The organism is Caballeronia hypogeia (assembly GCF_001544875.2).
In the GTDB taxonomy this organism is placed as follows: Bacteria; Pseudomonadota; Gammaproteobacteria; order Burkholderiales; family Burkholderiaceae; genus Caballeronia; species Caballeronia hypogeia.
In genome coordinates this window covers 306,792-320,200 of the sequence record NZ_FCOA02000003.1, presented here as the reverse complement: position 1 = coordinate 320,200, position 13,409 = coordinate 306,792, and the positions used below count along the sequence as shown (strand labels likewise).

15 protein-coding genes are annotated in these 13,409 nt (G+C 64.4%); 11 read left to right on the top strand and 4 right to left on the bottom strand.

Annotated features, from left to right (window positions below):
• Nucleotides 1-2: 2 nt before the first annotated feature.
• Together AWB79_RS07550 and AWB79_RS39370 are read left to right on the top strand one after the other, a co-directional pair.
• Nucleotides 3-1,358 (top strand): ABC transporter ATP-binding protein, encoded by a 1,356-nt coding sequence (locus tag AWB79_RS07550; protein WP_061166768.1) that lies wholly within the window; start codon nucleotides 3-5, stop codon nucleotides 1,356-1,358.
• 18 nt (nucleotides 1,359-1,376) lie between these two features.
• On the top strand, nucleotides 1,377-1,577 hold the full coding sequence (locus tag AWB79_RS39370) for a type II toxin-antitoxin system HicB family antitoxin (RefSeq protein WP_157695710.1): 201 nt from the start codon (nucleotides 1,377-1,379) through the stop codon (nucleotides 1,575-1,577).
• A gap of 61 nt (nucleotides 1,578-1,638) precedes the next feature.
• Here the strand turns inward: AWB79_RS39370 and AWB79_RS07545 are convergent, their stop codons facing one another.
• The 3 genes from AWB79_RS07545 to AWB79_RS07535 form a co-directional block, all read right to left on the bottom strand.
• Nucleotides 1,639-2,163 carry a hypothetical protein gene (locus tag AWB79_RS07545; RefSeq protein ID WP_061166767.1) on the bottom strand — a complete coding sequence of 175 codons (525 nt, stop codon included), beginning with the start codon at nucleotides 2,161-2,163 and terminating at the stop codon, nucleotides 1,639-1,641.
• On the bottom strand, nucleotides 2,160-2,714 hold the full coding sequence (locus AWB79_RS07540; RefSeq protein ID WP_061167013.1) for a hypothetical protein: 555 nt from the start codon (nucleotides 2,712-2,714) through the stop codon (nucleotides 2,160-2,162). Before AWB79_RS07540 ends, AWB79_RS07545 begins: the two co-directional genes overlap by 4 nt.
• Nucleotides 2,715-3,011: 297 nt before the next feature.
• Nucleotides 3,012-4,079: a sigma-54 interaction domain-containing protein gene (locus AWB79_RS07535; RefSeq protein WP_061166766.1), complete on the bottom strand. Its 1,068-nt coding sequence runs from the start codon at nucleotides 4,077-4,079 to the stop codon at nucleotides 3,012-3,014.
• 637 nt (nucleotides 4,080-4,716) lie between these two features.
• On the opposite strand from AWB79_RS07535, the gene AWB79_RS07530 reads away from it, so the two are divergent.
• The 9 genes from AWB79_RS07530 (at nucleotide 4,717) to AWB79_RS07490 (ending at nucleotide 11,642) form a co-directional block, all read left to right on the top strand.
• Nucleotides 4,717-5,073 carry a hypothetical protein gene (locus tag AWB79_RS07530; protein WP_061167012.1) on the top strand — a complete coding sequence of 119 codons (357 nt, stop codon included), beginning with the start codon at nucleotides 4,717-4,719 and terminating at the stop codon, nucleotides 5,071-5,073.
• Nucleotides 5,074-5,142: 69 nt separating this feature from the next.
• A complete protein-coding gene (locus AWB79_RS07525) occupies nucleotides 5,143-5,460 on the top strand; it encodes an ElaB/YgaM/YqjD family protein (RefSeq protein WP_061166765.1) in 318 nt (105 codons plus the stop codon).
• Between the two features lie 94 nt (nucleotides 5,461-5,554).
• Complete coding sequence (locus tag AWB79_RS07520; RefSeq protein WP_061166764.1) at nucleotides 5,555-5,791, top strand: hypothetical protein; 237 nt, start codon at nucleotides 5,555-5,557, stop codon at nucleotides 5,789-5,791.
• Nucleotides 5,792-6,150: 359 nt separating this feature from the next.
• Entirely contained in the window at nucleotides 6,151-7,554 is a 1,404-nt protein-coding gene (locus AWB79_RS07515) for a sigma-54-dependent transcriptional regulator (protein WP_061166763.1), read from the top strand.
• Between the two features lie 227 nt (nucleotides 7,555-7,781).
• On the top strand, nucleotides 7,782-8,000 hold the full coding sequence (locus tag AWB79_RS07510; RefSeq protein ID WP_061166762.1) for a hypothetical protein: 219 nt from the start codon (nucleotides 7,782-7,784) through the stop codon (nucleotides 7,998-8,000).
• A gap of 243 nt (nucleotides 8,001-8,243) precedes the next feature.
• Complete coding sequence (locus AWB79_RS07505; protein WP_061166761.1) at nucleotides 8,244-8,480, top strand: hypothetical protein; 237 nt, start codon at nucleotides 8,244-8,246, stop codon at nucleotides 8,478-8,480.
• Nucleotides 8,481-8,669: 189 nt separating this feature from the next.
• Nucleotides 8,670-10,124, top strand: coding sequence for an alpha,alpha-trehalose-phosphate synthase (UDP-forming) (gene otsA, locus AWB79_RS07500; RefSeq protein ID WP_061166760.1), 1,455 nt, complete (start codon nucleotides 8,670-8,672; stop codon nucleotides 10,122-10,124).
• 130 nt (nucleotides 10,125-10,254) lie between these two features.
• Complete coding sequence (locus tag AWB79_RS07495) at nucleotides 10,255-10,602, top strand: hypothetical protein (protein WP_061166759.1); 348 nt, start codon at nucleotides 10,255-10,257, stop codon at nucleotides 10,600-10,602.
• 131 nt (nucleotides 10,603-10,733) lie between these two features.
• Nucleotides 10,734-11,642, top strand: coding sequence for a YihY/virulence factor BrkB family protein (locus tag AWB79_RS07490; RefSeq protein WP_061166758.1), 909 nt, complete (start codon nucleotides 10,734-10,736; stop codon nucleotides 11,640-11,642).
• Between the two features lie 144 nt (nucleotides 11,643-11,786).
• Here AWB79_RS07490 and AWB79_RS07485 read toward each other — a convergent pair whose 3' ends face one another.
• Entirely contained in the window at nucleotides 11,787-13,274 is a 1,488-nt protein-coding gene (locus AWB79_RS07485) for an RNA polymerase factor sigma-54 (RefSeq protein WP_061166757.1), read from the bottom strand.
• Nucleotides 13,275-13,409 lie beyond the last annotated feature (135 nt).

Genomic DNA, 13,409 nt, shown 5'->3' with positions numbered 1-13,409 from the left:
CGATGCAGAACCTTAAAACTACGCAGACGTCCGCTGCGACGAGCGCGCAACGCCCGCAAGGCACGCCGCCGCGTCTGGGCGAAGAAATCCTGCGCGTGCAGAACGTGAGCCGCGGCTTCAACAAGACGCAGGGCGAGCTGCTCGTGCTCGACGATGCGAACCTCGCGCTGCGCGAAGGGGAGATCGTCGGCCTGCTCGGCCGTTCGGGCTCGGGCAAATCGACGCTGTTGCGCATCATCGCCGGGCTGATCGAGCCGACGGCCGGCGAAGTCACTTACCTGAAAAAGCCCTTGACCGGGCCCGCGAAGGGCGTCGCGATGGTGTTCCAGACCTTCGCGCTGTTTCCGTGGCTGACCGTGCTGCAGAACGTGGAAGCGGGGCTGGAGGCGCAGGGCGTCGGTGCGCGCGAACGGCGCGAGCGGGCGCTGGCCGCGATCGACCTGATCGGTCTCGACGGTTTCGAGAACGCTTATCCGCGCGAGTTGTCGGGCGGCATGCGCCAGCGCGTGGGCTTCGCACGGGCGCTGGTCGTCGATCCGACCTTGCTGCTGATGGACGAGCCGTTTTCCGCGCTCGACGTGCTGACCGCCGAGAACCTGCGTACCGATCTGCTCGATCTGTGGACGCAAGGGCGCATGCCGATCAAGTCGGTGCTGATCGTCACGCACAACATCGAGGAAGCGGTGTTCATGTGCGACCGGATTCTGGTGCTGTCGTCGAATCCAGGACGCGTGATGGCCGAGATCAAGGTGCCGTTCAAGCATCCGCGCAATCGTCTCGATCCGGCGTTCCGCCGGCTGGTGGACGACATCTACGCAAAGATGACCGCGCGCCAGATGGACGAAACGAAGAAGAAGGGGCTGGAGCTGGGAACCTGGTTGCCGGACGTGTCCACGAACCTGATGGCGGGTCTGATCGAAACGCTGGCGGCCGCGCCGTATCACGGTCGCGCGGACATGCCCGAGATCGCGCGCACGCTGCATCTGGAGGTGGACGACCTGTTTCCGGTGGCGGAAGTGCTGCAGCATCTCGGTTTCGCCGATGTGCGCGAGGGCGATATTTTCCTTACGCCGCAGGCGCGCGTGTTCGCGGAATTCGGCACGCAGGAACGCAAGATGATGTTCGCCGAGCATCTGCTTCGTCACGTGCCGCTGGCGGCGCGGATCAAGAAGGTGCTGAACGAACGGCCGGGACATCGCGCGCCTCGGCTGCGCTTCGAGCAGGAGCTAGAGGATTTTCTCTCCGACAAGGCCGCGCAGGAAACGCTCGATGCGGTGATCGACTGGGGACGCTACGGCGAGATTTTCTCGTATAACGACCAGACGGAAATGCTGAGTCTGGAGGACGTGGAGGCCTGAGTCGGCTCGCTTCACGGCTTGATCGAAAAGCGCGGTTGCCCCGGAAGGGCGCTGCGTTTTTTGTTTTTTGGGTTAGCCGTTCGGCTGACTTTCGGCGCAATGCGGCGCGACGTCTGCCTTTTCGTCCGGCACAAGATCGACAGTTACGTGGAAGATCGTCGCGACACGCGCAGCGGTTTTCTCGCGCGCGTCGCGCCGGAAGTGATCGCCAATGGTTGAGACGCAAAAAAGCGCGGCGTCCGCAAGGACAGCCGCGCCCGTCGACCGATCCGGGGGAGCACTACTGCAGATTTCCCCAACGCTCCACAGCCGGTTCCGCCGAGGCCCACTTCCAGCCTTCCGTCTGCTGGCAAGCGGTAGCGATATACCACTCCGCGGGCGCTTTCGCGTCATCGCCATCCACGACCGAGAAGGCGAATTCCTTGCATGTCGCGAGCGCGCTGCTGAATTCGCGCAACACGCGCACTTCGCCATGGCCGTTCTCGACCGGCAGCGTGTGCTTGACCTGCCACGGTCGCGTCTCGCCGACTTGCGACATGCCGGCCGTCACCGCGATCATGACCTGCTGATCCTGATGCAGCGATTTCATCGTGTGCTTGACGACTTCGTCGGTCGCGGCCTGCACCGCCACGGCCACGCCGAAACCGACGGCCGGATTCGTTGTGAACGCGCCCGTCGCGATGCCCGCCACCGCGCCGGTCGCTGCGCCGAGCGACGCGCAGCCGCTCATCGTCACGCAGGCCGCGGCGCCCGCCGCCATCACGCTCACGCGCAGCGCCAAAGGTACGTCGAACCGTACGCTCATTGCAGCGCGCCCCAACGCGGCGTCGCCGGCTCGGCAGATGCCCACTTCCACTTGTTGCCGTCACGGCACACCGACGCCACGTAGAAGGCGCTGTCGGCGGGGCGGTCCTTGGTCGCATCGCGATCGACCGAGAACACGATCTCCTTGCAATCGAGCGCGCCGCTGCTGATCGTGCGGCTCACGGTCACACGGCCTTTCTCGTCTTCCTCGATCGGCACCGAATGCACGATCTTCCACGGCGCGACCGCGCCCACGCCGAGCGGTCCCGCGACCGAGGCGATCTGGTCCTGCGTGTTGGTATGGACGACGCGCTGCGAGTACTGCACGCCCGCGCGGGCCGCCGCGACCGCGCCGAGACCGATGCCCGTCGCCACCGCCGCGTTGCTGGTGACGCTGTTGGCCACCGCCGCGCCCGCGATACCGGCGCCGGCCGTCGCGCCTTCGCTATATAGTGAGTTGCATCCGCCAAGGCTCAGGCAGGCAATGACGCCCGAGGTGATCGCGGCGAGCGCCGTGGCGCGCGGTCCGCGCCGATGGAGCCTGATCTGCATGTTGCTGTTCCTTCGTTTGCCGATTCCGGCGCCTGCGAACGCAAGCAATCGGAATCTCGAATCTTCTTGAGGTTTCGCCTTCAGGGCACCGCCCGGCAACGCTAGCGCGGCACGGCGGTGCGCGGGCTTCGCGCATTTTGAAGCAAGCCTCTAATTACCGGGCTGTGAAAATTGCAAGAAATTGCAAGCGGCGTGAGCACGTTGCGTTCCACGCTTCGATCGCGCGGAAGAGAGGGCGAAAAAAAAGCGGGCGCGACATTGCGCGCCCGCTCGATGGCCGTCCCAAACGAGAGCCCGTTAGCTTTCGTGCTCGGAACGCGAATCGCCGCCTTCGGTGTCTTCGTTTTCGTACGCGCCCAGGCGGTTGTACAGCGTCTTCAGGCTGACGCCGAGCGCCTTTGCCGCGCGCCGCTTGTCGCCGCCGCAGTGCTTGAGCGTGCCCAGGATGATCTGTTTCTGCGCATCCGCGAGCGGCGTGCCGACCCATACGTTCATCGCGTCGCCTTGCGTCACGGGCTTCTTCACCCGCGATGCGAGATGCGGATGCGCAATCTCCACGGTCTTCTCCGCGAGAATGAACGCGCGATAAACCGTGTTCTTCAGTTCGCGCACGTTGCCCGGCCACGAATAGGTGCGCAGCACGTCGAGCGCGCGCTTGCTGAAAACCTTGCTGGTGCCTTCCTGCGCATTCATCTCCGAGAGGAAATGCTGGGCGAGCAGTTCGCGATCCGCGTCGCGCTCGCGCAGAGGCGGCGCGCGCAGCGGGAACACGGCGAGGCGATACATCAGGTCCTCGCGCAGGCCGTTTTCCTTCACCGCGACGACAGGATCGCGGTTGGTGGCGGCGATCACGCGCACGTCGGAACTGATCAGATCGTTGCCGCCGACGCGGAAGAACGTGCCGGTCTCGAGCGCGCGCAGCAGCTTGACCTGACGCACGGGCGACATCTCCGTCACTTCGTCGAGAAACAGCGTGCCGCCGTTCGCATGCTCGAAATAGCCGATGCGCCCTTGCACCGCGCCCGTGAAACTGCCTTTCTCGTGTCCGAAGAGCTCGGCCTCGATCAGATTGTCGGGAATCGCGCCGCAGTTCACGGCGATGAACGGCGCGTCGCGGCGCCCGCTCAGATCGTGAATGGTCCGGGCGACGAGCTCCTTGCCCGTGCCCGACTCGCCGATGATGAGCGCGGTCGCATCGGTCGCGGCGACCCGCTCGATCTGCGCGTACAACTCCTGCATGACGGGCGATGAGCCATAGAGCAGTCCATAGGACTTCAAGCCCGGCACGTCGCCCGCGCTGCGCTTTTTCTGCGCGGGTGTGTCTCCGACCGCGGTGGGCGGTGGGTCCAGATCGGTTGACGCCATGTGTCCTGATCGTTCCTGAGTTCTGCGAATGTGATGGACGGACGGCGGCTCGCGGCATGCGCGAACGGACCCGGTGCAGCCTTCCGCCGCGTGGGTCCATTGCCGTTCGTTGCAATCGGGCCGGTCGGTTCAACTGGTCCAGGCGGCTCGATCGGGCGTGCGCGTGCGGCGCATCCGTGAATGACCGCGCCCTGGCATGTGTCGCGCCGTGCGCGCTGCCGTCGTGCTCACGATGTCCGTGAGCCGGTTTCCTGGTCGTGCGTCGGTCCGGGGTCGTCTGCGAGGCGCGCTTTCGCGGCGCCGGATCATTGCAAACGAAGCTATCTCATAAACGCTATTTAACCATTCGCAACGACCTTGCGGCAATGCGCGTCCCGCTCCGACGCGCAATTTGTCCGACCGACGCGCGTCATGCATGGCGCGTCCGGCAAGCTTCGCCGTATCGATCGGGAATTTACAAGGCGACGGCGTAATACTTACCCGATCATACGCCGGGATCTCGCACGAAACCCGACCGATCCGGACTGGCACGAAAGCTGCTTCATCGTAGCCATAAGCAAAAGCCAGTGAAAGTCGCGTCCCGGCGAAATGCAGCGGGCGCACATATACAAGGATGGGCGAGAGAGGCAAACGCATCATGGAAAACTTCCTTCAATCCGACGTCGCAGCGCCCGACCGCGCGAATCCCGCGCGGCTTGCGCGCACGCGGCGCGCGCAGCGTCCGGGGGGCGCGCGCCAGGAACTCGCGGCCGGGGAACCGATCGACATCTATCACTGGGCCGCGGTCGCGCTGGTCACCGCGCTGATGTGTGCGGTGCTAGGCTATGCGGCGGGCACGGCCGCGCTTGCGCGCGCCGCCAACGTAACCAGCTTCGTGTTCGGCGCGATGGGCGGCGCCTTGACGGCAAGCGGCGTCGTGCGCAGCCTGCGCGCACGGATCGCGGCCGGCGAGCGCTTGCCAGTGCAGCGCGTGCCGGTGGCCGATACGCGCTAGCGGGCCGATTGGCGCCATGCCGACCGCGCGTCACTCTTACTGACCCCACTTAGGCGAGGACTTCATTCCATGAGTCAAACGACTGTCCAGCTTGCGTTGGGCAAGCAAAAGATCATCGAAGACATCAAGGTGCTGCTCAACGACGCTGAAGAACTGGTGCGGCTCTCGGCGACGCTGCCGGGCGAAGGTGTCGACGCGCTGCGCTCACGCCTGCGCGATCATGTGGATTCGGCGCGCGTCGCGCTGGACGACGCCCAGGCGAGCGCGCAGAACCGTTATCGCGCGAGCGTCGATTGCACCGAGAAATACGTGAAGGACAATCCGTGGCAATCGCTTGGCATTGCGGCGGGTGTTGGCTTTCTCGTCGGATTGCTGGTGTCTCGCTGATTTCTCGCGAATCACCTGACTCAAGCGGCGAATTCGATGTGTCGCCCGCTTCAAATGCGACAGTGAATTTTCATGACGATGGGAGAAAACACAAATGGCACGGCCTACGATCGGAATTTTCGGTGCGCTGTTCGCGGTGGGCGGCGTTCTCGCATGGAAATGGATGCAATCGCAGGACGCCGCCGGGCGACGCTCGGCGCGCGACCTGAGCCGCTGGGAGGACGAGGGCGGTAAGGTGCTGACTCCCGCCACCGGAGCCGGCGCGAGCGCCGTCAATGGCCACGGCGCGGTCGGCGGCACTGCGGACGCTTGGCATTTCCCGCGTGGCTGAAGCGGCTTTTTGCGCCGGCTGAGATGCGAGGCCGGCACTCCGGCTGAATAAATTGACAATGATGCGATCAATGAAACGCACGCTGAACCAGCGTGCGTTTTCATCTTGATAAGCGCTTATAATCAGCGAAACTCCGCCCATAAGTTGCCTAAATGGAAAAACTTGCGGTGGAGATATGCCAAGCGTGCAGCACATCGGTAATTATTTTATTTTTCGCGCGTTTCGCGTGGTGCCCGAATATTCTTGAGATCGGCCAGCCGTGAATCGCACCGGCCCGCGCGGCGAGCTCGCCGCCCGGAGAAGACCGCGCCGACACCCGGCGTGTGACCCTGAAACGCTTTGGAAGAATTCAAGACGCAATGCCACACGTATTGATTGTCGATGACGATCCCAGTACCCGCGAGGCGCTAGCCGCGATCATCGGCGAAGACGGACTGACGACGGCCACCGCCAGCGACCTGCGCGAGGCGCGCATCCAGCTCGTGCGACAGACGCCCGATGTAGTGTTCACCGACCTCAAACTGCCCGACGGCACCGGTGTCGACCTCTTCGAGGACCTCGACCCTCGCACCGGCGTGGAAGTGATCGTCATCACCGGACACGCGACGGTGGAATCCGCCGTCAGCGCGCTCAAGATGGGCGCCGCCGACTATCTGGTCAAGCCGATCAACATGCAGCGCGTGAAGGCGATCCTCTCGCGCCTGCCGCGCGCCGGCGACCTGAAGGCGGAAATCGGCACCTTGCGCGGCGAGTTGCGCCGCATGGGCCGCTTCGGTCTGATGCTCGGCAATTCTCCCGCCATGCAAACCGTCTACGACCAGATCGGCCGCGTCGCGCCGACGGCGGCATCGGTGCTGCTCATAGGCGAATCGGGCACCGGCAAGGAAGTCGCCGCGCAGACGCTGCACGAGCTGTCGCTGCGTCGCAAACATTCGTTCATCGCGGTGAACTGCGGGGCGATTTCGCCGAACCTGATCGAATCGGAAATGTTCGGCCACGAGCGCGGTTCGTTCACGGGCGCGGATCGTCAGCACAAGGGCTATTTCGAGCGCGCGAACGGCGGCACGCTGTTCCTCGACGAAATCACCGAAATGCCGATCGAGCTGCAGGTGAAACTGCTGCGCGTGCTCGAGACCGGCATGTTCATGCGCGTCGGTACGACCAAGGAGATCGAGACGGACGTGCGCCTGATCGCCGCGACCAATCGTGATCCGGAACAGGCGGTGCTCGAAGGCAAGCTGCGGCTCGACCTCTATCACCGGCTGAACGTGTTCCCCATCAACCTGCCGCCGCTGCGCGAGCGCGGCAAGGACGTGGAACTGCTCGGGCAGGCGTTCCTCGACGAGCTGAACGCCCGCTACAACACGAAGAAGGACTTCCCGTCGGCCGTGCGCGAAATGCTGGCATCCTACAACTGGCCCGGCAACGTGCGCGAGCTGAAGAACTACGTGCAGCGCGCGTACATCATGTCGGCGTCCGATTCGGACAGCACGGCTACCGTGCCGCTGCAGATTTCGCTGTCGAAGCCATCGGCGGGCACGGCGGTGACGATTCCGTTCGGCACCTCGCTCGCTCAGGCCGATCGCCAGTTGATTCTCGCGACGCTCGATCAGTGCGGCGGCGTGAAGACGCGCGCGGCTGAAATCCTCGGCATCAGCCTGAAGACGCTCTACAACCGGCTTGTCGAATACGGCGAGGACGCCAATAAGGCGGCCGTCGGCGAGAGCGGCGACGCCAGCGAGTCCGACCACGAAAATCCTTGAACTTCGTTTATCTTTAGACGAAATGACGCCTGCTGCTTGCAAAAAGCGCAGGCGTTTTTCATTGGCAGGCGCGTTTTATCCGCCGATAATGTGACAGGAGGATGCGGGCCGAGCCGCTCCGAGGGGCATGTACCTTGCTGCCGATCTGGTGACATCCGCGCATTGCGCGAAGGCGCACGCGCGCTGGATGCGGAAAAGTACGATCACAAGACCGCAAGGAGCCTGTCATGTCCCTCAGCGTTCCCGCTCGCACCTTCGAAGGTGCCCGTATCGAAGCACAGACGCCGCAGCCGCCGGACCCGCCGGTGACCCCGCCCGATCAGCCACCGGACACGCCGAATCAGCCCGACACGATTCCGGACCCGACGCGCGAGCCGCCCGTGCCGCCGTCCCAGCCGATCGGCGACCCGCCGCCGGGACCGGGTGATATGCCGCACGTGTATTAGCGGGTCAGCAGCGAACTCGCGGCAAGCCGCAGGACGTTGAACCGCAGACGTTGGACAATGCCCAGAATTCGTGCAAGGTTTGAATAAGTTTCATCCCAGACGTAGGGATTACAACGGACGACGCAACAATGACCGTCGACACGCGTGGTCGCCGGTCATTTTTTCTGAAGCTGCGCTCCCGTAGCGCACTGGCCCGACGCCGCCGACGTCACTACCGCGACGGCCTTCTTTTCCGGAGGCATCATGAGGCACCCCGCACTTCGACGCTCCGCGCGTCATTCCTCCAAGCGCGAAGCGCGCGCCGAAGCCGCCAAGGCCGCCGGTGCGCAGAGCGCGTCCGCGCCGCCCGCGGACCACGATCCCGCCGGCCAGAACCGCCCCGCGCCTGGCACTCCGCCCGATGGCGAGCATAACCAGGGCGGTGTGCGGCGCGAGGGAATCGAATATCAGCGCGACCTGGGTTCCGAGCAGGACTCGTGACTTCGGCTGGTCCGCGATCCGGCATAAAAAGAAAACTTCTACGCGACGCCCGCGCGTCGCGTGTTTTCGTTCGTCCGTAACATCTCCATACAAATATTTATTTACCAAAATCAGTAGAAAGGCACAGATGTTGCATACCCTTAATCGCCAATTCGAGCATGCAACGACAACTGATGAGGTGATGCTGTAATGAGCAGATTGATCGTGGTATCGAATCGCGTCGCGCCGATCCAGGAAGGCAAGCCGAGCGCAGGCGGCCTGGCCATCGGCGTTCTGGACGCGCTCAAGGAGACTGGGGGCGTGTGGTTCGGATGGAGCGGGGAGATCGTCGGCGAGGCGGGCGCTCCTGTCGTGGAGAAGGGCGGCAAGGTGACCTACGCGACGGTCGGGCTCACACGCCGCGATTACGACCAGTACTACCGGGGTTTCTCGAACGCCACGCTGTGGCCGACGTTTCACTATCGCAACGACCTCTCGCGCTTCGATCGCGAGGAGTACGCGGGTTATATGCGCGTCAACGCGAATCTCGCGACGAAGCTGAAGACGTTCCTCAAGCCCGACGACATCATCTGGGTGCACGACTATCACATGCTCCCGTTCGCGCAGGAGCTGCGCAAGCTAGGCGTCGCGAATCCGATCGGCTTCTTCCTGCATATTCCGTTTCCGGTGCCGGAGATGATGCGCACCGTGCCGCCGCACGAGGAACTGATCGCGGCGATGTGCCAGTACGACGTCGTCGGCTTTCAGACGGACGCCGACAAGCAGTCGTTCATCGACTATGTGGAGCGCACGGGGCGCGGCCACTTCAACGACGACGACGGAATGTTGCAGGCCTTCGGCCGCATGCTCAAGGTCGGCGCGTATCCGATCGGCATCTATCCGGACGCCATCGCCAAGGCCGCCGAGCAATTCGCCAACCGCAAGCAGGTCAAGAGCCTGCGCGACAGCATGCGCGGCCGCAAGCTCATCATGAGCGTGGACCGCCTCGATTATTCGAAGGGACTCGTCGAGCGCTTCCAGGCTTTCGAGCGGCTGCTTCTGAACGCGCCGGGCTGGCATGGCCGCGTGTCGCTCGTGCAGATCGCGCCGCCGACACGCTCGGACGTGCAGACCTATCAGCGCATCCGTCAGAATCTGGAGGGCGAGGCCGGACGCATCAACGGGCGCTTCGCGCAGCTCGACTGGACGCCGATCCAGTATCTCAACCGCAAGTACGAACGCAATCTGCTGATGGCGCTGTTCCGCCTTTCCCAAGTCGGCTATGTGACGCCGCTGCGTGACGGCATGAATCTGGTCGCGAAGGAATACGTCGCGTCGCAGGACCCGGCCGATCCGGGCGCGCTCGTGCTGTCGCAGTTCGCGGGCGCGGCGGATCAGCTGCCGGGTGCGCTGGTGGTCAATCCGTTCGATCTGTCGCAGATGTCGGAGGCGCTGGAGCGCGCATTGTCGATGCCGCTCGCCGAGCGTCAGGCGCGCCACGCAGACATGATGGTGCCGCTGCGCGAGAACAATCTTTCCGTGTGGCGCGATTCGTTCCTGTCGGATCTGCGCAGCGTCGCGACGGCTACGTCCGTCACGGAAAAGACCGTCAAGACGGTAAGGCAGGGCGCGACCGAGGCGAAGCGTCCGGCGGCGAAAGCCTGATCCGCGCAGAAAATTGTCTTGCATTGACGGCCCCGCGCTTCGCGAGAAGCGCGGGGCTTTTTCGTGTGCGGGCGCTTCGTTCGCGGAATGGGACTTGCGGGTTCGTCAGGGACACGATCGAAGGAGGTCAATGATGAGCGGAAGCACACTGAACCCGCCCGAAGACGACGGCGTGGAATACGGCAAGGGACACGGCACCGGCGCGCTTGGACCCAGCGATTCGTCCGACAGCGGCTCGGACGTGCAGGGGGAAAAGCGCTATCCGGGGGAAATCGAGGACGAACTCGACGCCCACGCGCTCGGGCAGTCCGAGGCCGAGCTGAACAGCGACACGGACCGCTATGGCACGGGCGAAGCGGCGTCGGCGGATGGCGACAACAATCTCGAAACCGATGCCGACATTCTTCCCGATGAAGTCGAAGGCATCACCCGGGACCTGGCCGACGAGGACGCCGATCCGGACGACGAGCAGCCGTAATCCGACTCGCGGCGCAAAGCAGCCCGAAAGCGGCGCGTTCCACGCGGAGCGCGCCGCTTTTTACACGCGCAACGCACTGCGGGGCTAACATCGTCCGTTGACTCTTTTCGCTGCGCGCACGCCCTCAGCCGATGGACCAGGACGTTCCTTCCGAAACCGCACCGATCGCCTCGGGACGCACGTCGCGTTTCGGCTGGCTCTCGTGGATCGTCGATCCGGTCACGCAATGGACCCAGGATCACTGCCTGATGTTTTCGGCCGCGATCGCATTCTTCGCGGCGTTTTCGCTCGCGCCGACACTCGTCATCGTGATCGCCGTGGCGAGCGTGTTCTTCGGCGCCGACGCCGTGCAGGGGCGCCTCTTCGCTGAAATCAGCGGCGTCGTCGGCGTGGATGCGGCGCATGCGCTGGAGGCGATCGTCGCGAACGCGTGGCACGCGGATATCGCGCGCAGCACTGCGATCGTCTCGGTGGCGGGCGTGCTGATCGGCGCATCGGCGACGTTTTCTTCGCTTCACAGCGCGCTGAACGTGATCTGGCCGACGCCCGCCGTCAGCACGCGCGAGAGCATCGTCACGCTGCTGCGCGTGCGGGTGATGTCGTTCGGTCTGGTCGTCGGCTCGGGTCTTCTGGTGGCCGCGCTGCTGGTGGCCGACGCGCTTGTCGAAGTTCTCGGCCACTGGGTGCTCGGCGACGGCAGTCCGTTCGTGGTGCTCTCGGGGCTCACGCGGCGCGTGATATCGCTCGGTGTGCTGATGATCGCGTTCAGCGTGCTGCTCAAGTTCCTGCCGACCACGCGCATGCTGTGGCGCGACGCCGCGCTCGGCGCGGCGGCGGCCGCGATGCTGTTCGAGGCCGGCAAGCGGCTGTTCGCGTTCTATCTGAACCACGCGGGCACGGCGAACATGTTCGGCGCGGCGGGGTCGCTCGCGATCATCCTCATGTGGCTCTACTACTCGGCGGCGGTGTTCCTGCTGGGCGCGGAACTCGCGGCGACGGCGGCGAGAAAGCGCACGCACCGCGCGTCGGGCTGGCGCTGAACGCCAGACCCATCCACGGATATCGCGCGCAAAAAAAGGCCGTCCGCGAACGGACGGCCTGTCGCCTACGCTCCTGTCGTTCAGGCGCCTCGCTTGACCGGGTCGTCGCCGAACGCTTGAGAGCGAGAAATCAGTCTCGCGGCTTCACGCCTGACGACGCAATTCCGCGGGCGGCACCTTCATCAGATGGCGATACTTCGCCACCGTCCGACGCGCGACGATCACGCCCTGGTCCGCGAGCATCTTCGCCAGACTCACGTCCGACAGCGGATCGCGGGTGTTCTCCTTCGCGATCATTTCCTTGAGCAGCGCGCGCACGGCCGCGGCCGAGCAGGTGCCGCCGGACTCCGTCGAAAGCTCGCGCGGGAAGAAGTGCTTGAACTCGAAGATACCGCGCGGCGTCGCCATGTATTTGTTGCCCGTCGCACGCGAGATGGTCGATTCGTGCAGGCCGAGCTCGTCTGCGACATCGCGCAGCACGAGCGGCTTCAGCGCGATCTCGCCATAGTCGAAGAATGCCTTCTGATGCGAGACGATGCACTCGGCCACGCGCTGGATCGTCGTGAAGCGCTGCTGCGCATTGCGGATCAGCCAGCGCGCTTCCTGCAACTGCTGCGCGAGCGGCGAGCGGCTCGCACCCGCCGACTGCGCGAACAGTTCCGCGTACATGCGGTGGATGCGCGCGCGCGGCAGCACGGCGGGGTTGATCGTCACGACCCAGCTCTTCTTGACCTGACGCACGATGACGTCCGGCACCACGTAGTTGTCCTCGCTCTGGCCGTAGTTCTCGCCCGGCTTCGGATCGAGACGGCGCACGAGGGCGCAGGCGATGCGCAACTCATCGGCGCTGCAGCCGATCTTCTTCTGCAGTTCGGCCTGCTCGCGCCGCGCGAGGCGCTCCAGATGATGCGCGACGATCTCGCGCGCGACCTCGCGGCCGGGGATCTCTGCGTCGAGAGCGTCGAGTTGCAGCGTCAGACATTCGGACAGGTTGCGCGCGCCGACGCCCGGCTTGTCGAGCGACTGCACGAGCTTGAGCGCGATGCTCAGTTCATCCTCGCCGATCGCGGGCTCGATCTCGACGACGGCCGCAAGCTCGCTCAACTCCTGGCGCAGATAGCCGTCGTCGTCGAGCGCCTCGATGATGAGTTGCGCGACCGCGCGGTCACGTTCGTTCAATTGATAGAGGCGCAATGCGTCGTGCAGCGTCTCGTGCAGCGACGGTTCGATACGCACCCAGTCGGCGGGATCTGAGCCCTCGCCGTCGCCGTTGTTGCGCGACGCGCCGCGGCCGAACGGATCGGAGGAGAATTCGCTCACGTTGTCGTCGCGCGAACTGGTGTCGGCGGACGCTTCGCTCTCCATGCCGGTTTCGGTCGAGAGCGGCGCTTCGGACGTGGTGTCGGTGGCCGTCGACAAGGTCGAGTCGGTCATCGAGCTGCCATTGTCCGCGCCGAGCGCGTTGTCCTCGGTCTGCGACTCGTCGTATTCGAGAAAGGGGTTGGTGTCGAGCGCGTTTCGCAGTTCCTGTTGAAACTCCAGCGATGAGAGTTGCAGTAGACGGACCGACTGCTGAAGACGCGGCGTGAGTGCGAGGCTTTGCTTCGCGCGGAGTTCGAGTGTAGGCGGCATTGCTTGCTAATCCTCGATTGTTCTGGACGTGATGGGCAGGTTTGCGAGGGAATAAAGCAGCATTCGTGCCATTGTCCGGCAAACGCGCGCCGCGACAGCGTTTTTCCCTTGTCGCTGCATTCTTTTTGCGTCTTT

Bases quoted from the DNA above. Each gene is read 5' to 3' on its own strand.
- AWB79_RS07550 (WP_061166768.1), top strand. From the start codon at position 3: ATGCAGAACCTTAAAACTACGCAGACGTCCGCTGCGACGAGCGCGCAA.
- AWB79_RS07545 (WP_061166767.1), bottom strand. From the start codon at position 2,163: ATGAGCGTACGGTTCGACGTACCTTTGGCGCTGCGCGTGAGCGTGATG.
- AWB79_RS07540 (WP_061167013.1), bottom strand. From the start codon at position 2,714: ATGCAGATCAGGCTCCATCGGCGCGGACCGCGCGCCACGGCGCTCGCC.
- AWB79_RS07535 (WP_061166766.1), bottom strand. From the start codon at position 4,079: ATGGCGTCAACCGATCTGGACCCACCGCCCACCGCGGTCGGAGACACA.
- AWB79_RS07530 (WP_061167012.1), top strand. From the start codon at position 4,717: ATGGAAAACTTCCTTCAATCCGACGTCGCAGCGCCCGACCGCGCGAAT.
- AWB79_RS07525 (WP_061166765.1), top strand. From the start codon at position 5,143: ATGAGTCAAACGACTGTCCAGCTTGCGTTGGGCAAGCAAAAGATCATC.
- AWB79_RS07520 (WP_061166764.1), top strand. From the start codon at position 5,555: ATGGCACGGCCTACGATCGGAATTTTCGGTGCGCTGTTCGCGGTGGGC.
- AWB79_RS07515 (WP_061166763.1), top strand. From the start codon at position 6,151: ATGCCACACGTATTGATTGTCGATGACGATCCCAGTACCCGCGAGGCG.
- AWB79_RS07510 (WP_061166762.1), top strand. From the start codon at position 7,782: ATGTCCCTCAGCGTTCCCGCTCGCACCTTCGAAGGTGCCCGTATCGAA.
- AWB79_RS07505 (WP_061166761.1), top strand. From the start codon at position 8,244: ATGAGGCACCCCGCACTTCGACGCTCCGCGCGTCATTCCTCCAAGCGC.
- otsA (WP_061166760.1), top strand. From the start codon at position 8,670: ATGAGCAGATTGATCGTGGTATCGAATCGCGTCGCGCCGATCCAGGAA.
- AWB79_RS07495 (WP_061166759.1), top strand. From the start codon at position 10,255: ATGATGAGCGGAAGCACACTGAACCCGCCCGAAGACGACGGCGTGGAA.
- AWB79_RS07490 (WP_061166758.1), top strand. From the start codon at position 10,734: ATGGACCAGGACGTTCCTTCCGAAACCGCACCGATCGCCTCGGGACGC.
- AWB79_RS07485 (WP_061166757.1), bottom strand. From the start codon at position 13,274: ATGCCGCCTACACTCGAACTCCGCGCGAAGCAAAGCCTCGCACTCACG.